Origin of the sequence: Bacillus sp. FSL M7-0307 (assembly GCF_038627835.1) — a bacterium.
In the GTDB taxonomy this organism is placed as follows: Bacteria; Bacillota; Bacilli; order Bacillales; family Bacillaceae; genus Bacillus; species Bacillus altitudinis.
Genome location: NZ_CP152023.1, coordinates 2233193 through 2249809, shown reverse-complemented (window position 1 = coordinate 2249809; position 16617 = coordinate 2233193). Strand labels below are relative to the sequence as shown.

20 protein-coding genes and 1 tRNA gene are annotated in these 16617 nt (G+C 39.6%); 16 read left to right on the top strand and 5 right to left on the bottom strand.

Annotation, left to right across the window (positions count from 1 at the left end; all coding sequences use genetic code 11):
* Positions 1-11 precede the first annotated feature (11 nt).
* Both MHI41_RS11510 and MHI41_RS11505 read right to left on the bottom strand, forming a co-directional pair.
* Positions 12-512 (bottom strand): endolytic transglycosylase MltG, encoded by a 501-nt coding sequence (locus MHI41_RS11510; protein ID WP_008342335.1) that lies wholly within the window; start codon positions 510-512, stop codon positions 12-14.
* Positions 509-856 (bottom strand): hypothetical protein, encoded by a 348-nt coding sequence (locus MHI41_RS11505; RefSeq protein ID WP_003217285.1) that lies wholly within the window; start codon positions 854-856, stop codon positions 509-511. Before MHI41_RS11505 ends, MHI41_RS11510 begins: the two co-directional genes overlap by 4 nt.
* Positions 857-1307: 451 nt before the next feature.
* Here MHI41_RS11505 and rpmG point away from each other — a divergent pair, with 451 nt between their 5' ends.
* From rpmG to MHI41_RS11450, 11 genes are all read left to right on the top strand, one after another.
* Positions 1308-1457: a 50S ribosomal protein L33 gene (gene rpmG, locus MHI41_RS11500; protein ID WP_008360061.1), complete on the top strand. Its 150-nt coding sequence runs from the start codon at positions 1308-1310 to the stop codon at positions 1455-1457.
* 49 nt (positions 1458-1506) lie between these two features.
* Positions 1507-2067: a 5-formyltetrahydrofolate cyclo-ligase gene (locus MHI41_RS11495; protein WP_342494203.1), complete on the top strand. Its 561-nt coding sequence runs from the start codon at positions 1507-1509 to the stop codon at positions 2065-2067.
* Between the two features lie 85 nt (positions 2068-2152).
* On the top strand, positions 2153-2617 hold the full coding sequence (locus MHI41_RS11490; protein WP_342494202.1) for a hypothetical protein: 465 nt from the start codon (positions 2153-2155) through the stop codon (positions 2615-2617).
* Between the two features lie 100 nt (positions 2618-2717).
* On the top strand, positions 2718-2891 hold the full coding sequence (locus MHI41_RS11485) for a hypothetical protein (protein WP_017367602.1): 174 nt from the start codon (positions 2718-2720) through the stop codon (positions 2889-2891).
* A gap of 86 nt (positions 2892-2977) precedes the next feature.
* On the top strand, positions 2978-4519 hold the full coding sequence (locus tag MHI41_RS11480; protein ID WP_342494201.1) for a rhomboid family intramembrane serine protease: 1542 nt from the start codon (positions 2978-2980) through the stop codon (positions 4517-4519).
* A 70-nt stretch (positions 4520-4589) separates the two neighbouring features.
* Positions 4590-4793, top strand: a complete 204-nt coding sequence (locus tag MHI41_RS11475; RefSeq protein WP_008342322.1) for a YqgQ family protein — start codon at positions 4590-4592, stop codon at positions 4791-4793.
* A gap of 13 nt (positions 4794-4806) precedes the next feature.
* The gene (locus MHI41_RS11470; RefSeq protein WP_007501244.1) at positions 4807-5760 is read left to right on the top strand and encodes an ROK family glucokinase; all 954 of its coding nucleotides are present in this window, start codon (positions 4807-4809) and stop codon (positions 5758-5760) included.
* A 212-nt stretch (positions 5761-5972) separates the two neighbouring features.
* Complete coding sequence (locus MHI41_RS11465) at positions 5973-7892, top strand: LTA synthase family protein (protein WP_282833858.1); 1920 nt, start codon at positions 5973-5975, stop codon at positions 7890-7892.
* Between the two features lie 84 nt (positions 7893-7976).
* Entirely contained in the window at positions 7977-9098 is a 1122-nt protein-coding gene (locus MHI41_RS11460; protein ID WP_282833859.1) for a M14 family metallocarboxypeptidase, read from the top strand.
* 330 nt (positions 9099-9428) lie between these two features.
* Positions 9429-10682, top strand: coding sequence for an MFS transporter (locus MHI41_RS11455; protein WP_081114337.1), 1254 nt, complete (start codon positions 9429-9431; stop codon positions 10680-10682).
* Between the two features lie 77 nt (positions 10683-10759).
* Positions 10760-11074 (top strand): MTH1187 family thiamine-binding protein, encoded by a 315-nt coding sequence (locus MHI41_RS11450; RefSeq protein WP_017367597.1) that lies wholly within the window; start codon positions 10760-10762, stop codon positions 11072-11074.
* A gap of 24 nt (positions 11075-11098) precedes the next feature.
* Here MHI41_RS11450 and MHI41_RS11445 read toward each other — a convergent pair whose 3' ends face one another.
* The gene (locus MHI41_RS11445; protein ID WP_003217333.1) at positions 11099-11272 is read right to left on the bottom strand and encodes a DUF2759 domain-containing protein; all 174 of its coding nucleotides are present in this window, start codon (positions 11270-11272) and stop codon (positions 11099-11101) included.
* A gap of 160 nt (positions 11273-11432) precedes the next feature.
* Here MHI41_RS11445 and MHI41_RS11440 point away from each other — a divergent pair, with 160 nt between their 5' ends.
* Positions 11433-12071 (top strand): MBL fold metallo-hydrolase, encoded by a 639-nt coding sequence (locus MHI41_RS11440; protein WP_017357989.1) that lies wholly within the window; start codon positions 11433-11435, stop codon positions 12069-12071.
* Positions 12072-12119: 48 nt separating this feature from the next.
* Here the strand turns inward: MHI41_RS11440 and MHI41_RS11435 are convergent, their stop codons facing one another.
* Entirely contained in the window at positions 12120-12362 is a 243-nt protein-coding gene (locus MHI41_RS11435) for a DUF2626 domain-containing protein (protein ID WP_003217440.1), read from the bottom strand.
* A 212-nt stretch (positions 12363-12574) separates the two neighbouring features.
* Here MHI41_RS11435 and MHI41_RS11430 point away from each other — a divergent pair, with 212 nt between their 5' ends.
* Positions 12575-12955, top strand: coding sequence for a Spx/MgsR family RNA polymerase-binding regulatory protein (locus MHI41_RS11430; RefSeq protein WP_007501232.1), 381 nt, complete (start codon positions 12575-12577; stop codon positions 12953-12955).
* A gap of 55 nt (positions 12956-13010) precedes the next feature.
* On the opposite strand, the gene MHI41_RS11425 is transcribed toward MHI41_RS11430, so the two are convergent.
* Positions 13011-13081, bottom strand: a tRNA-Gln gene (locus MHI41_RS11425).
* A 99-nt stretch (positions 13082-13180) separates the two neighbouring features.
* On the opposite strand from MHI41_RS11425, the gene MHI41_RS11420 reads away from it, so the two are divergent.
* The 3 genes from MHI41_RS11420 to comGB all read left to right on the top strand — a co-directional run bounded on the left by MHI41_RS11420 (position 13181) and on the right by comGB (position 16609).
* A complete protein-coding gene (locus MHI41_RS11420; RefSeq protein ID WP_035390819.1) occupies positions 13181-14053 on the top strand; it encodes an STAS domain-containing protein in 873 nt (290 codons plus the stop codon).
* A gap of 464 nt (positions 14054-14517) precedes the next feature.
* Positions 14518-15588: a competence type IV pilus ATPase ComGA gene (gene comGA / locus MHI41_RS11415; protein WP_282833860.1), complete on the top strand. Its 1071-nt coding sequence runs from the start codon at positions 14518-14520 to the stop codon at positions 15586-15588.
* A complete protein-coding gene (gene comGB, locus MHI41_RS11410) occupies positions 15569-16609 on the top strand; it encodes a competence type IV pilus assembly protein ComGB (protein ID WP_282833861.1) in 1041 nt (346 codons plus the stop codon). Before comGA ends, comGB begins: the two co-directional genes overlap by 20 nt.
* The last annotated feature ends 8 nt before the right edge of the window (positions 16610-16617 follow it).

Sequence of the window (16617 nt, the reverse complement as noted above, 5' to 3'; positions counted from 1 at the left end):
GGTTTTTGATGTTATTTTGTTAAGGCTTTGACGATTTGTTTGAATGTCATACCTGTTTTTAAATTGAATTTGCCGGCACGAATTTCTTTATGGTAGCCTGCGTCTATCACGTAATCATTAAAATCTTTAGACGAGTTGATGATTCCGTCCTTTTCAAGCATGTCTGAAACATCACTTGTGCTCATACCGTTTTTAATCACGAATTTAACCGTTTTGCCTTTTGGTTTGTCCGTTGTTTGTTTATCGTTCTGAGAATCGCCGTCTTCATTTGCTTTCAGCGCTTTTTCTTTATAATCAAGAAGTTGTTGATATGTTTCACGGCTGACGGAGACTTCTTTTTTAGAGTCTAAGTAATTTTTCACGTCAGTGTCTGTCACTTTCGCTGCAAGGGTTTCTTTTGTTGTAGAATCAGCTGCCGCTTCATCTTTTCCAGTAAGGAAAAAGACGATCGCCAGAACACCAGTTGCAAGAATCATACCTGCTGCAAACGTTTGGATGCTTTTTTTTGTCATACAAGCACCCTCTCGTTGTCTTTAATGATCATGTTCACATCTTCTACAGATACATGCTCAGCGCGCGCAATGGCCTCAGGAGACATGCCATTTTGATGCTTTGAAATGATTTGTCTTGCAATAGATGGATCAATTTCTGAATGCTTGCGGACAACGATGTTTGTTTCAAGCAATTCTTCTTCAAGAACCTTCATTTTCTTTTTCAGTTTATAGATTTCTTGCATTGCAGATAGTTGAAGTGTTTCAAGTTCTTGTTCGACTTCTTTAATCGGCTCTCTTTGAAAATATGAGAATGCGATCAGTACAATACTGACAACAAGCAATCCGATAATTGCAATTTCCATGTTTCATCACCTTTTATTCATATTTTAATGCTGAAAGCCAAAAAAGGCTCTCATGTTTGTTTCAGACAGTTTTCGACCCTTCTTTTTTATACCATAAAAAAGCTAGTTTCAAAAGGAATTGCTGAAAAAATCACCTTTTTTTCATCATTTTTCTTTTTATAGGGAAACCGAGTATGAAAACCTTGCCCGCTGTTAAAATAAAAGAAGACGGATCAGATGAAAAAAAGCTGTGGAACAAAGAGGGGGTTCTCATGTATACAGTACGACAAAGAACGTGTTTTTATAGGGGAGAAGGCGATTTTTCATCACATGACCAGACAATATGGATCAGGATGCGGGTGGAATGCATTGAAAAATGAAATTGGTGAAAAAACATTCTAGCATTCCTTAGCTAGAAGTGGTATTATAGTTAGGTCTGAATGTGAATTGATTTTAGTTTGGAGGGAAAAACATGCGCGTAAATATTACTCTAGCTTGCACTGAATGCGGTGAGCGTAACTATATTACTAAAAAGAATAAGCGAAACAATCCAGATCGCGTTGAATTCAAAAAGTATTGCTCACGTGATAAAAAACAAACTTTACATCGTGAAACAAAGTAAGCAGCAGGGAATTTTCCTGCTGTTTTTTTATGATGGGAGATGAACCTGTATGAAAAAGGAGCTCCGCCTTCAAACATTGGCCATGCTTGATCAGATAAGCGCTGAAGAGTTCAATCGCCACGCCGCTCTACTTCATGAACACTTGTTGCAGCTGCCAGCATGGAAACAGGTGAAAACGATTGCTTTGACTATGTCTAGGGGAAAAGAAATACCGACAATGCCTCTGATTGAAAAAGCGTGGGAAGAAGGAAAAACAGTTTGTATTCCCACCTGTTTTCCGAAAACAAAAGAGATGGTGTTTTATGAATATACACCTGAAACAAAGATGACATCCAGCTACTTTGGGCTATTGGAGCCAGACCCTCTTGAGTCTACAGCTGTACATAAAGAAGCCATTGATTTGATCATTGTTCCTGGGGTGTGCTTCGATCAACGTGGTTACCGGATTGGGTTTGGTGGCGGCTATTATGATCGCTACTTAGCGGACTACCACGGGGTAACCATTGCCCTTTGTTTGTCTTTACAGCAGACGAGGCATATTCCGGCTGAAACGCACGACATCCCGGTGTCTATGATTGTCAGTGAAAAAGGTACGTTATATCAAAAGTGAAAGCCCGCTCATTGTCCAAAAACGGGCTTTTTGTGTTGAGATCGTTTCATTAGTTCATGGCATTTTAGCTAGTAGGAGGCATGTTTTGAAAAAATTTCGAGGAAAGAAAAGATACTTCCTTAATTTGTGGGAGGAAGTGAATACTTTTGACTTACAACTTGATCATGATTATTGGTTCGATTTTTTTCATACCCATCTTGATTTTTGGGGTGTTGGGAAAAATAGCTTGAAAATAAGAAGAGAGCATATTAAAGCTCATGTCGCCTTGTACAATAGAACACTCAAGCTGCTTGAAGGTTTTGAAAAGCCATATCAAACATGGATTTGTATTTACGAACAAGATCCTGCATTAGACGCAGTATATATCCATACACCAAATCCAAACGATCACAACTTCCCGCACAAGATCGAAGAGTTAGAGTGGAATGGTAAACTGCCTCATACGTTCAAGGATTTGATTGACCTTCAACAATTTGATGTATCTTATCTTCAAACAGAGTATGGAGAAGAGTTTTATATTCAATCAAAAGAACAAGGGATTAGGCTGTGAAAACTGACTAATAAAAGACGCCATTGTCAGCGATAAAAATGAGGGTTCATGCATAAACAAATCCTATTTAAGCCACGATACGAACATAGGAGGGAATATGATGAATAAAATGATTTGGAGCATTGTGTTCACACTGTTTGCATTCGTTCTTGTGCAAAATCGTTATCGGCTCATGAATTTGATCTTAGGTCAAAACCAAGTGCGTCACTTTTTTATTAAATGGCTGATGAAAATCCCATATTTTCGGACGAAATTTATTCGCCAAGCATTCTAATCCCGCAAAAGCCGGGATTTTTTTGTTGAGAAATGCGTATAAGAGTAATTCTTGCTATAATAATGTAAAAAATGGAGCGCGAATGAATGAATGTCATAGATAGTCTATTTTGGCGAGTGATTGATGAACTCAGACAAAAAGGATACGAGATGATTCAAAGTCCGTACCCAGAAGATGAAATCTTTTTTGAAGCACCACGAAACTCAGGATATGATCTCATCCGTCTATATAGAAGAGATGTGAATTTTAGACAGGAGATCGTTCGAGATATGGAAGAGCAGGCCTTTCGGATGAATCAGTTGAGAGAAGCCATGCGTAAACGTTCTCTTCATCTCCTGCAGCTACAATTTACAGCTGATCATCCAGTAGATGATTGGGAAGACATAAACGGTCAACCGCAAAAACAGCAAAAGGTGACGGTGACACCTGTTTTACTGAATGAAGAAACCCTTCAAAACGATGGACACGAGCTGCAAAAATGGCTGAATACATCACTTTCGATTGATGTAGAAGAGGCGAAGGCAGATACAGTCGAAGATGTGATGCAGCTTAAAATGAACGTGCTTCAGGCATTTCAAGATCAGGAAAAGCAGCGTGAACGAGAACGGGCCGTTTTTCAAAATGGCAGACCGATTTTTACCTATTTGTTAATTGCAGTTCAAGTGGTGATGTTTCTTTTACTTGAATTATCTGGTGGAAGTACCAATACAGCCACTTTAACAGCATTCGGTGCGAAAAATAATGTGCTGATTTTAGAGGGTGAATGGTGGCGTTTTGTGACACCTATGTTTTTACACATTGGTTTGACGCATTTACTCTTTAATACATTTGCTCTTTGGTCCGTTGGAGCGGCTGTTGAGAGAATTTATGGTTCAGGAAGATTTTTGCTGATTTATTTAATTTCCGGCATCTTTGGCTCCATAGCGAGCTTTGTGTTTAATACAGCCATCGCAGCAGGAGCATCAGGTGCGATCTTTGGCTGTTTAGGCGCATTGTTATATTTAGCGATCTCTAACCGGAAGCTCTTCTTTCGTACGATGGGGACAAATATTATCGTGATTATCCTCATCAACTTAGGGATAGGTTTCACTGTATCAGGGATTGATAATGCAGGGCATCTTGGGGGGCTTGCTGGCGGATTTTTAGCCGCTTTAGCGGTCCGGCTTCCTAAACAGTTTCAGCCTGTCAAAATGCTTCTTGCTAGTCTTCTTCTCCTTCTTATTGGCGGCTTTGGATTGTATACAGGGTTTCATTCAGCAGACGATCAAAAAGAAGCGGCGGCAACTAGCGAGGCAGCGAGTTTATTTGATGAAAAGAACTATAGCGAAGCAAGTCAGCGTCTAGAGGAATATGTAAAGCAAAAGGATGCCTCAGCTGAAGCACTTCATATATATGCGCTTTCCGAAGCGCAGCTTGGACATCTTGACAAGGCCATTGAGTATTTGCAAAAGTCGCTTGAAAAAGATCCAAATGAGCCGAATAAATTGTATCACTTATCGTTGTTATATGTAGAAAAAGGCGAGACAGCGGAAGCAGACGACTTCATCGAAAAAGCATTAAAACAAGATCCGCAAAATGACCAATTTTTAAAGTTGAAACAATATATTGAAAACACTCAAACACGTTGAATGACTTGACTGAAAGCGTATTTATGAATACGCTTATCCTATCTGTTGATTTAGAGAAATGGTGAAAATAATGAAAACGTTATATGATGTACAGCAGCTGCTCATGAGATTTGGAAATTACGTGTATTTCGGAGATCGTGAAGTGGAATTAGAATTTATGGCAGATGAATTGAAGGAAATGTACACATCGGGTATCATCGATCGAACTGAATGGTCAAACGCAATGACCATCCTTCAAATGGAACTAGCCAAATTAAATCGAAAAACAATGTGAAGGTGGAGGACATATGACAGGGGATTGGTTTGTAGGAGTTGATCTTGGCGGTACGACAATTAAGCTTGCGTTTATTAATCTTTATGGTGAAATTCAGCATAAGTGGGAGATTCCTACGGATAAATCTGGGCAGACAATTACAGTCGACATTGCCAAGTCAATTGACCATAAACTAGTTGAGATCAGCATGCCGAAATCAGCACTAATTGGGATCGGTATGGGAGCACCTGGACCAGTGGATAAAGTATCCGGAATTGTCTATAAAACAACGAATCTGGGCTGGACAAACTATCCCTTGAAAGACCATTTAGAGGCAGAGACAGGACTTCCATCTGTCATCGAAAATGATGCGAATATTGCTGCACTCGGTGAAATGTGGAAGGGTGCAGGTGATGGCGCCAAAAACATCCTGATGGTTACACTGGGAACAGGAGTTGGCGGCGGTATTATTGTCAATGGAGAAGTGGTTCAAGGCGAAACAGGTGCTGGTGGAGAAATTGGTCATATTTGTGCCGTTCCATTTCAAGGAGCACCATGTAACTGCGGGAGAACAGGCTGTATTGAAACCATTGCGTCTGCCACAGGTATCGTCCGAATCGCAAAGGATACATTACAAACAAAGAGCCATACATCATCACTTGGTTCACTTACTTCGCTGTCTGCAAAGGATGTATTTGAGGCAGCAGAAAACGGAGACGAACTGGGGATGCGTGTCGTAGATGAAGTGACAACCCATCTTGGTCTTGTCCTTGCGAATCTGGCTAGTGCCTTAAACCCAACAAAAATCGTCATTGGCGGGGGTGTATCTAAAGCGGGCGAGCTTCTTCGCAGTAAAGTAGAGCGTGTCGTCAAACATCATGCCTTCCCCCCATGTGCTGAGGATGTTGAAGTGGTAATTGCCTCACTAGGAAACGATGCAGGCGTAATCGGCGGTGCATGGATGGCAAAAAACAAGTGGCTGTCTTGAACAAAAATGTCATAATGATGTCATTTTTATTAAAATCAGCGATAGATAGGCATGAAATTGAATGATTAGCATATTCATAAGTTTGTCATGGGGAAAAAGACATTGATTTTCCAGCATAGACAGGATAAGATATACTTTAGTTATTTTTGAAGAAGCACCAATAATTGGGGATGTCCCTAACCTGAGTGCGTTTTTAGCATAAGGAGGTTACAATGCGAAAGAAAAGATTAAAGGCGATGTCATTTTTACTGATTGCGACTTTGTTAATGTGGGTGAAAACCTATGTTATCTATAAATCTAGCTTTAATATCAAAATTGAAAATTTCATGCAGGAATTTATCCTGTTTATTAATCCGCTTAGCTTTCTCTTGTTTATCTTCGGTATCGGTTTATTCTTTAAAGAAAAAAATCGCAATCGATATATCATCGTGACGAGTTTTGTTCTGACATTTATTTTGTTAGCTAACATTGTATTTTATCGATTCTACAGTGATTTTCTAACCATCCCCGTCCTATTTCAAACAAACAATATGGGTGACCTCGGGTCAAGTATTACCTCTTTAATTGAACCAGTTGATTTTCTGATGTTTGTTGATATCATCATTTTAATTTGGCTCTATAAAAAACAGCCTTCCTTTAGAACAGATGTAACGATTTCACGTAAGGGACGTGCAGCTTATTATTTATTTGTGGCAGCCACTTTCTTTTTTAACCTTGGTCTGGCTGAAACAGAAAGACCAGAGCTGTTAACTCGTTCATTTGACCGTGAGATGCTAGTGAAAAACATCAGCTTATATAACTTCCATATTTATGATGGGGTTCTGCAATCGAAGCAATCCGCTCAGCGAGCACTTGCCGACAGCAATAGCTTAACGGAAATTGAAAACTATGTAAGCGCAAATCAAACAGATCGTAATGAAAAGACGTTTGGTCAAGCAAAAGGACGAAATGTCATCCTTGTCTCACTTGAGTCTACTCAGAGCTTTGTGGTCAATGAAAAATTAAATGGGAAAGAGATCACGCCGTTCTTAAACAAATTGATCAAGAAAAGCTACAATTTCAGTAATTTCTATCATCAAACGGGTCAAGGGAAAACATCCGACTCCGAGTTTATTGTTGATAATTCACTCTATCCGCTTGGAAGAGGAGCTGTATTTTTCACAAATCCAAGCAACGAGTTCAAAGCCGCACCTGAGTTGTTAAAAGAGGAAGGCTATCATTCTTCTGTTATTCATGCGAATAACAAAAGTTTCTGGAACCGTGACCTGATCTATGACAGCTTTGGCTACGACAAATTTTTTGATATTAAATCATTCGATGTAAATGAAGAAAATTCAGTTGGCTGGGGACTAAAAGATGGTCCGTTTTTTGAGCAGTCAGTAGATTTAATGAAAACGATCCCGCAGCCGTTCTATACGAGATTGATTACATTAACGAACCATTTTCCATTTGACTTAGATGAAGAAGATAAGCTCATTGATGAATATGACTCAAAGAGCAAAACGTTGAACAAATACTTCCCTACAGTGCGTTATCAAGATGAGGCACTAAAGCTTTTCTTTAAAAAAATGAAGGAAGCAGGGTTATACGATAACTCCATTTTTGTGTTATATGGGGATCACTACGGGATTTCTGAAAACCATAACGAAGCAATGGGACAATTCTTAAACAAAGACATTACACCTTTTGAAGAAGTTCAGCTTCAAAAAGTACCATTTGTTGTACACATTCCTGGTATCACGGATAAACATCCAAAAGAGATTGATACAGTTGGCGGCCAAGTGGATATCCGTCCAACAGTCATGAACCTTCTAGGAATCGATACAAGCAAGCAAATTCAATTTGGTCATGACCTATTATCAAAAGATACAAATGACTTCACAGTGCTTCGAGATGGAAGTTTTATTACGAAGGACAGTGTTTTCACAGCCGGTGTGTGCTACAACAAAGAAACGGGTGAGCCGAGAGAAGATGAGTCTGGTTGTCAGTCTTATGAAGAAAAAGCAAAACAGGAGCTTCAATTCTCTGATCAAATTATCTATGGAGATCTCCTTAGATTTTATGACCGAAACAACTCGGACCATTCACCATCTAAAAAAGAAGATGACACTGAGCTAAAAAAGGCGTCTTAATTTAAAAGAAAACCTCTGCTATTTACATGCAGAGGTTTTCTTTTTTTACTTACTGGTTCATATAGTGTGAGAGGAGGGATGTAAATGAAAAAGTCGTTTGGCACAATTGAATGGCATCTGGGTGAAGCAAGGAAGGAGGATGTGGCAAAGCAGCTTGGTATAGGGAAAGAAGCTTTCCGTTTGTCCAACCAGTCAAATACGGAGCACCTCCTTTTACCGGGGTATAGACTTCCAGAAGGGACCCATTCATTTCAATCGGTAGGTGAGGTGCAAAGCTTCATTGCGCCTTACCGGCTCCAGCAATCAGATGATTGGATCAGCGGAACATTTGAATATGATAGCGCTCACTTAGAACGGGAGCTTCAATATTTGAAAGCTGTTTTTCCTTTTCTTCAGATGAGTGTGATTGGTCAATCAGTGCTTGATACGCCCATTTATGAAATCCGTACGGAGCCTGTACAACATTTACATTCCATACATGTTAATGCCTCTTTTCATGCAAATGAATGGATCACGACCTCTGTTTTATTAAAATGGCTTAAATCACTTTGTTTAGCGGCCTCGGACCCAGTGCAAGCAAGACATCATGAAGCGGTTCGTATATTGCAGACCACTGCTTTATCTATTGTACCCATGGTAAATCCAGACGGTGTTGATTTGGTTCGCAATGGTCCAGAATCTTTAGGGCTGTGCCGTGAGGAGTTCGCGCCGCTAAATGGAGGATTTTCCGATTATCGAGAATGGAAGGCAAATATTCGAGGAATTGATTTAAACAATCAATTTCCTGCTTATTGGGAAATCGAATATTATCGTAATAAGCCGAAGGCACCGTCTTATAGGGATTTCCCAGGGCATCAGCCGTTAACAGAACCAGAAGCGAAAGCAATGGCACATCTCGCCTTACGAAAACGCTTTGACCGGTTAATTGCCCTTCATACACAAGGAGAAGAGATATACTGGGGTTTTCTTGGCCACGAACCGGCCATTTCAAAAGAGACGGTCGAACGGTTAGAACGGGTGAGTGGTTACAAAGCGATTCAATATCTTGATAGCTATGCAGGTTATCGAGATTGGTTTATTTATCAATGTAAAAGTGAGGGCTATACGGTGGAACTTGGGCGAGGTAAGAACCCGCTTTCTATGAGTCAATTTGATTCGATCTATGAAAAAACAAAGCGGTTATTGTGGGAAGCATGTAAGTATTAAAAGCACCTAATTGGTGCTTTCAGCGTGTAGACAAACCCTCGCATTCTTTGTCAGTCCAGCGTGCCGGTGCTCACGAATGTGAAATTCGCTCCGCACCAGTACTCGTCCTTCCTAGGGCTGCAAAGGTTTTCTATCACGCTGAAAAGAAGACAAAGGGCTAAAATCAAGTTCATTTTCGCCCTTTGTCAACAATCTTTTAATACGTTCAAACCAATCAATTTCTTATGGTCAATAAAAACCGTGCTGATGTGATTGACGAGAGCATCCCTGTAAGCTATTGTGAAAGAGTGGATGTAAAAAAAAGGATATGAATTAGGGAGATGTCGATGATTGAATGCTCAAAGCCTGTGGAAACGGAATTTTACTTATCTATTTGTTTCTAAAATGTGTAAAATTACTGCTGATAGTTTATCTTTTAACACCATTTTGTGGCTTTTAGTGCTAGGGGGAAAAGGAGCAATTGGAACAGCATTTTTTATTGCCGTTAGTTTTGTCCCTCAAGCCATTATTGGGCCGTTTATTACCCCAATGATGAAGCCGCATCAATTGAAATTTTGGATGTGCTTTGCTGATTTAACTCGGGCGGCGATTATACTTGTGATTGTGGTGAGTTACTTTTATGATTTTTCTCCTTTAGCACTCATCATTGGCGGTATGTTGCTGCATTCAGCGACTGGTGGTTCCTATGAACCAGCTTCGGTGTCTATTATTCCAAAGCTTGTGCATGAAGATGTGATACAAAAGGCGAATGCAACCATTCAATCAGCCAGTCATGTGGTCAGGCTTGTGACTGTGACGATTTGTGGTGTCATGATTGCATTTGTAGGGGTAGGATATACAATGCTTGTGATTATTCCTCTTTACCTCATGTCCGCTTTGCTGGTTTTGCTGATTACATATAAAACGGAAGCGATCATGGATAAAGGAAAAAAAGGATTATCATACGGAAAACGATTAATAAGGGGATTTTCACTTGTGAAAAGTCATCATATTTTGTTTCCATTAGCCATTTTTTGTGTCTGCTCCAATTTTGCTGCGGCACCGTGGGAGGCATTGTCGGTTATTTATTTAACAGAAGATTTACATAGTGGACCAGTAGTATATTCATTCATCAAAGTGACCACGGCATTAGGTGCATTTTTGATGGGATTCGTTTTAACAAAGGTGAAAGTGAATCGATACGGTCTGTTGTTTATCGGGGCAGGGATCGTTGATGGAATTGCATTTTTCATTACAGGGATGAATGCCTTATTACCACTTGTGTTTATATCTGCATTTGCCTTAGGTGCAGCCATCAGTGCAGTCAATGTACCTGAACATACGATGATTCAATTGTCAGTAAAAGCGGAGGATCAGCCGCAAGTGTATGCGATTATTAACATGATCTCGTATTTAATGATACCGTTAGGCGCTCTCATTGGTGGCTATATGGCGACGTTATTCGGTTCAGGATATGTCATTGCAGCTGGTGGACTGATCGAAGCCATATCAGGTATATGCCTGCTCCTTTTTACAAATATTGGGAAGGTAGAGAGATCAGATTTGACGATAGAACGGGACAAACCAAGCTTAAACGCCACATGATCATGGCATTTTTGAATCACGATGGGTTACAATGAGAACGAGAAAGAAATAGGATGTCATTGAAAGGAGCAAGAACCATGGCGATAGCAGATGTCACCATCATTCCAATAGGCACTGAGACACCAAGCGTGAGTGCATATGTAGCAGACGTACAAAGACTGTTAGAGGGCTTTCAACAAGAAGGGAAAATCAAATATCAGCTCACACCAATGAATACATTAATTGAAGGGGAGCTATCCGTTTTATTTGAGGTCATTCAGCGTATTCATGAGGCTCCATTTGAAAAGGGTTTACACCGAGTAGCAACCAATATCCGCATAGATGACAGAAGAGATCAAACGACCACCCTTTCAAGCAAATTAGAAAGCGTGAATAAACATTTGAATCAATAGAAAAAGCCTGCTAATTGCAGGCTTTTAATGTGCAGTTGGATAACCGCTATAGATGATGGTCATGACGGTAAACCATCCAAAAACCAAAAATGTGGCGCCAGCGAAAGCAATGGCCAGTACGTTCACTTTTTTGAGTGAGCGATAGATGCCGAGAGCGGCTAAAATCGTGACTAGACCAAAAATAATGACGAGCATCATATGAAAGTCCCCCTTTGTCATCAATCCCCTTGATTTCCTTTCTTTTCATTTTAACCGTTTTCATAAAGCTTGTCGAGTACATTCAAGTTGACGATTGTTTGAATTTTTATTGAATAGCCTTCATAATAAAAAAGAATGAAAAAAGTAGTAGGTGATGAAAATGAATTGGAGAAGAATGCCACTAGGCTATGTGCAAGCGAACGCATATATTTGGAAAAATGAACAAGGAGAATGTTTAATTTTTGATCCAGGCGGTGAAGCGCAAAAGCTAATTTCTTATGTGAAAGAAAAACAGCTGAAACCACTTGCAGTCTTACTGACACATGCCCATTTTGATCATATTGGTGCAGCAGATGAGGTGCGTCAAGAATGGGGAATTCCGCTTTATGTCCATGAAAAGGAAAAAGAATGGCTGACAAATGCTCAGCTAAACGGTTCAGCTCGACTAATTGGTAACGGAATTACGGTCAAAGAAGCGGAACAATTGATTACGTCAGAAGGACCTCTTCAAATTGGATCGTTTACATTAGAAATGTTCCACACACCAGGTCATTCACCTGGCAGTGTGTCTTACTATTCAGCGGAAGAGGGATTTGTGATTTCTGGTGATACTTTATTCCAAGGCGGTATCGGGAGAACTGATTTAACGGGTGGTAATCAAGACGTGCTACTTCAATCGATACATGACAAATTGTTGTCATTGCCAGAATCAACTCTTGTGTTAAGTGGACATGGCGAGGAAACAACTGTGCTTACAGAACAGGAGCAAAATCCGTTTATCAATGGGTTTTCTTTATAATAGCACGCACGAAAAAAGCATCTCTTTCAAAAGAGATGCTTTTTTCTATTAATGTCCGGTACCGGGAACCATGATGAAAATCGAATAATATGTAAATCCGGCAAAGAAAATCGTCAAGTACGCTCCGAAAATGTAAATATACATTCTTTCGGATAAATTCAAGTAGGATAAAAATACAAAAAGAACGGTTTGACCGAAGAACAGCAAGGATGCATCTTTCATATGTCCTAAATAGAACATGACAGCAAAAATACCCGTCCAAAAGCCAAGAACGCGGAACATGCGATTCATTTCTTTCCCTCCCCTTAAAAAACCCCTTTGATTCATATTATAGCTGATGATCACTTGTTATGTAAACATTTACATTTTTGACAACGTGTGAACATTCATTCTTTCGTTAGAAAAAATTTTTTTGAAAAAGTGATGAAAAAGTGTTTATGCCTAAATTTATGAGGGTACTTAGTCCATAAGAGAAAAGGTTAACGACCTAAGGAGGAAGACTAATGAGTGACATTACTTTTTATTCATACCCAAGCTGCACGTCTTGCCGCAAAACAAAACATTGGTTAAAGGCCAATCAAATTGATTTTAAAGAGCGTCACCTTTTCAGAGAAACGCCAACTCTAGACGAATTAAAAAAAATCCTTTCCTTAACAACAGAAGGAATGGATGAAATTTTAGCTACTCGAAGCCAAGCTTTTAAAAGCTTAAATTTAAATATTAATGATCTAAAAGTAAATGAGGTACTTCAGCTTCTCATTGAAAAGCCAAAGCTGCTCCGGAGACCCATCATCATTGATGGAAATAAATTAGTGGTCGGCTATAATCCAGGGGAACTCATGAAAATTTCAAAAAAGAAAGCGATTCATCAATCGGTTTCCTAATCAAAAACGAAGATCAGCTGAATGATGTTTCAGCCGTCTTCGTTTTTGTGCTGAACTGGGCTAGCTGGGTTCGAACCAACGATCACGGAGTCAAAGTCCATTGCCTTACCACTTGGCTATAGCCCAATATGAAACGTGTAATGCTATTGTTCACCATCTGCGGTCATTTATACATAAAAAGTTGGTTGTCACTAGTTGTAAGTGAAAAAGGAGCGAACGACAGAAATGAAAAACGAAAAATCTGAGCAATTATATGAATTTATTCTTAAAGAAGCCCCTGTCATGACCGAAGAATGGCTGAAAACAAGAACAGAAGAAGGCTCATTATACTCCAAACATGCTTCAGAGGAGACAGAAAAGAAGCTGAAAGAACAAAACACAGCATTTATCCAAACCATTGCAGCAACGTTAGTCACGCTATCAGATAAAGTAGAAGATCATCTAAAAAAGTGGTCAGTTGATATTGCCCGCGATCGAGCTGTTCATGAAGTACCTTTATATGAAATCATCGGACAATTTAAGGTGTTCCGCCACATTTTTTGTTCCAGAATTGAGACCTTTACACAACAAACAGAGCTTGAAGTGACGCTCAAAGATGTGTGCGATTGGAATCAGCATTTTCACGCCACATTTGATGACATGATTGCACGTTTATCAGAAGAGTATGACCGCGTGACAATCAATCAGCTTAATGCACAAAGAGAAATGATTCAAGAACTTAGTGCGCCTGTTATTCCAGTTTCAAAAGAGATCGGTATTTTGCCGCTGATTGGTGAAATTGATACGTACAGGGCAAAAATCATTTTGGAATCAGTGCTAGAACAGGCATCTAGACTGCGTCTAACCCATTTATTTATTGATATATCTGGCGTTCCCGTTGTTGATACGATGGTTGCTTATCAGCTGTTTAAAGTGGTTGATAGTGCGAAGTTGCTAGGAATTGAGACGATTATATCAGGCATTCGCCCAGAAATCGCTCAAACTGTAGTGAAACTGGGCATTGATTTCTCAAAAGTAAATACTGAACACAGCCTTGCAAAAGCTTTAGAAAAAAGAGGATTTCGTATCTTTGAAGAGCAGCAGCAAGAAGCAACGTGAACCAAAAAATGTTACTAATAAAAGTAACGGGTCCGTTGACGAGGAGAAACAATATAATGAGCATATGAATGAGATGACCAATTCGCATACAGATTTGGTCTCTTTTTTTATCCATAAATCAGACACGAAAGGATATTCTTTATCTTCAAATCAGTAACCTATTAAGGAGGATTAAATTTGGAGACACCTCCTTGTAACAGATCATCCATAATGAAAGAACAAAATGAAATAATGATGATCATCAAAAAAGAGGTGCCAATAGCACTTCTTTTATATTTTCTCCTCTGAACGGAACCCGTTGTTGTAAAAGTCAAGTTTTTTGATATGCGCTTCTGTTATTTATAGATGAAATACACCTCAAATTGAACATTTTCACATCTTTTCAGTCATGAAAATCATAAAATACGCTTTTGTCAGGTACGTTCTGCCATCATACAATGGGGTCACTGAAAGGAGTGAACCACTTGTATGGTATTGAATATTTGGGACAAGAGCTGCTAGAAGAGGCATGCCGCATGAGAGCATCTGATGTGCATATTGTTCCGAGAGAAAAGGAAGCTTCAGTCTCTTTTCGTGTAGACGCTGACCTCATTCAGCAGCGGATCATTGACAAAAAGAGCGGAGAGCGGCTCATTGCTCATTTCAAATTTTTATCTTCTATGGATATTGGTGAAAGAAGGAGACCACAAAATGGGTCATTGGCTGTGATGCTAAGACGCGGTCAAGTGTTTGTTCGGCTCTCTACACTACCGACTGTAAATGATGAAAGTCTAGTGATTCGGATTTTACCGCAGGATCATGTGCCGAAAACAAAGTATTTGTCACTGTTCCCGAAGGCTTCAGCGAGATTATTATCGTTTCTGAATCATTCGCATGGGCTCATTTTATTTACTGGACCAACAAATTCAGGGAAAACGACAACACTTTATTCATTGATCCAGTTTGCCAAAAAACATTTTAATCGAAATATTATTACCCTTGAAGATCCTGTGGAAACAAGAAATGAAGAAGTGCTGCAGGTTCAAGTAAATGAAAAAGCTGGTATCACGTATGCGGCAGGTTTACGCGCTATTTTAAGACATGATCCAGATATGATTGTGCTTGGAGAAATAAGAGATGCGGAAACAGCCAGAACAGCTATTAGAGCAGCTTTGACAGGTCATTTAGTCATGAGCACACTGCATGCAAAAAATGCAAAAGGAGCTCTTTATCGAATGCTGGAATTTGGAGTGACGATGAATGAACTCGAACAAACAATGGTTGCCATTGCTGCTCAGCGGTTAATCGAACTCGCATGTCCATTTTGCGGCGAAACGTGTGAGCTTTATTGCAAACTAAATCGGTCAGTCAGACGAACAAATGTATTTGAATTGCTTTACGGAAAGGAGCTTGGTGAGTGTATCAAAGAGGCAAAAGGAGAGTACGCTCATTCGTCATACGAAACACTGCAAAGATTAATTCGGAAAGGAGTGGCACTCGGCTATTTATCAAAAAGCACATATCATCGCTGGGTTTATGAAGAAGCGAGCCTCTAAAGCCTGGTCTAAAAAAGAACAAGCTGAATTCTTATCGAAACTGGCTCAATTGATTCAAGCCGGATATACATTGGTTGAGGCATTAACGATGGTGAATATTCAATTATCAAAAAAACAGCAGCAGCGATTAACGCCAGGCATTCAGTGGCTGCTTGAAGGAGAGCCTTTTTACGTTGTGCTTGAGCGACTTCATTTTCAGCGAGAAGCCGTCGCTATTCTTTGTTTTTCAGAGAAACATGGCAGCCTAGCGCGAGCTCTTGAACAAAGCGCCCGTTTTTTAGAGAGAAAAATTATGCAGATAGACACATTCAAGCGCATGTTACGATATCCAATTTTTCTTATGTTTACGGTTTTTGTTGTGCTCATCATTGTTCAGCAAATGATCGTTCCTCAATTTTCTTTATTATATTCATCTATGAATACAAGCATGTCATGGCTCATTCAAGGAATGTTTGGCCTCTTCCAATTCCTACACGCTTTGCTGCTCATGATCGGTTGTATATGTATCTGTCTTTTTGGATATTATGAGCTCTTTTTTAAGAAAAAATCGACCCTTGAGAAACTAAAAGCCATCAGCAGGCTGCCGGTGGTATTTAAAGGGGTGCAGCTGACGCATACGTATCTTTTTTCCCTTCAACTAAGCGGACTTCTTCAAGCTGGGTTATCGATTTACGAAAGTTTGCAAGCTTTTAAACAGCAGACCTATTTACCCTTCCTTCAAGAAATGTCTGAACAAATGATAGGAGAGTTAAGAAAGGGTGAGAGTATGGAAGATCAAATAAGCCGGTCCCCTTTTTTCGAAAGGCATTTTGCAGCTGTCATCAATCATGGGGAAGCAAGCGGGATGCTAGCAAGAGAAATGTACACATATAGTCAATTTCTTTTAGAGAATGCAGAATTGAAAATTGAAAAATGGGTTTCATGGCTGCAGCCTGTCATCTATGGCTTAACAGCATTTCTTATACTCATTGTGTATTTATCTATTCTTTTACCAATGTATCAACTAATGGAACAAGTGTGAAAAGGAGG

Bases quoted from the DNA above. Each gene is read 5' to 3' on its own strand.
- MHI41_RS11510 (WP_008342335.1), bottom strand. From the start codon at position 512: ATGACAAAAAAAAGCATCCAAACGTTTGCAGCAGGTATGATTCTTGCA.
- MHI41_RS11505 (WP_003217285.1), bottom strand. From the start codon at position 856: ATGGAAATTGCAATTATCGGATTGCTTGTTGTCAGTATTGTACTGATC.
- rpmG (WP_008360061.1), top strand. From the start codon at position 1,308: ATGCGCGTAAATATTACTCTAGCTTGCACTGAATGCGGTGAGCGTAAC.
- MHI41_RS11495 (WP_342494203.1), top strand. From the start codon at position 1,507: ATGAAAAAGGAGCTCCGCCTTCAAACATTGGCCATGCTTGATCAGATA.
- MHI41_RS11485 (WP_017367602.1), top strand. From the start codon at position 2,718: ATGAATAAAATGATTTGGAGCATTGTGTTCACACTGTTTGCATTCGTT.
- MHI41_RS11480 (WP_342494201.1), top strand. From the start codon at position 2,978: ATGAATGTCATAGATAGTCTATTTTGGCGAGTGATTGATGAACTCAGA.
- MHI41_RS11475 (WP_008342322.1), top strand. From the start codon at position 4,590: ATGAAAACGTTATATGATGTACAGCAGCTGCTCATGAGATTTGGAAAT.
- MHI41_RS11470 (WP_007501244.1), top strand. From the start codon at position 4,807: ATGACAGGGGATTGGTTTGTAGGAGTTGATCTTGGCGGTACGACAATT.
- MHI41_RS11465 (WP_282833858.1), top strand. From the start codon at position 5,973: ATGCGAAAGAAAAGATTAAAGGCGATGTCATTTTTACTGATTGCGACT.
- MHI41_RS11460 (WP_282833859.1), top strand. From the start codon at position 7,977: ATGAAAAAGTCGTTTGGCACAATTGAATGGCATCTGGGTGAAGCAAGG.
- MHI41_RS11450 (WP_017367597.1), top strand. From the start codon at position 10,760: ATGGCGATAGCAGATGTCACCATCATTCCAATAGGCACTGAGACACCA.
- MHI41_RS11445 (WP_003217333.1), bottom strand. From the start codon at position 11,272: ATGATGCTCGTCATTATTTTTGGTCTAGTCACGATTTTAGCCGCTCTC.
- MHI41_RS11440 (WP_017357989.1), top strand. From the start codon at position 11,433: ATGAATTGGAGAAGAATGCCACTAGGCTATGTGCAAGCGAACGCATAT.
- MHI41_RS11435 (WP_003217440.1), bottom strand. From the start codon at position 12,362: ATGAATCGCATGTTCCGCGTTCTTGGCTTTTGGACGGGTATTTTTGCT.
- MHI41_RS11430 (WP_007501232.1), top strand. From the start codon at position 12,575: ATGAGTGACATTACTTTTTATTCATACCCAAGCTGCACGTCTTGCCGC.
- MHI41_RS11420 (WP_035390819.1), top strand. From the start codon at position 13,181: ATGAAAAACGAAAAATCTGAGCAATTATATGAATTTATTCTTAAAGAA.
- comGB (WP_282833861.1), top strand. From the start codon at position 15,569: ATGAAGAAGCGAGCCTCTAAAGCCTGGTCTAAAAAAGAACAAGCTGAA.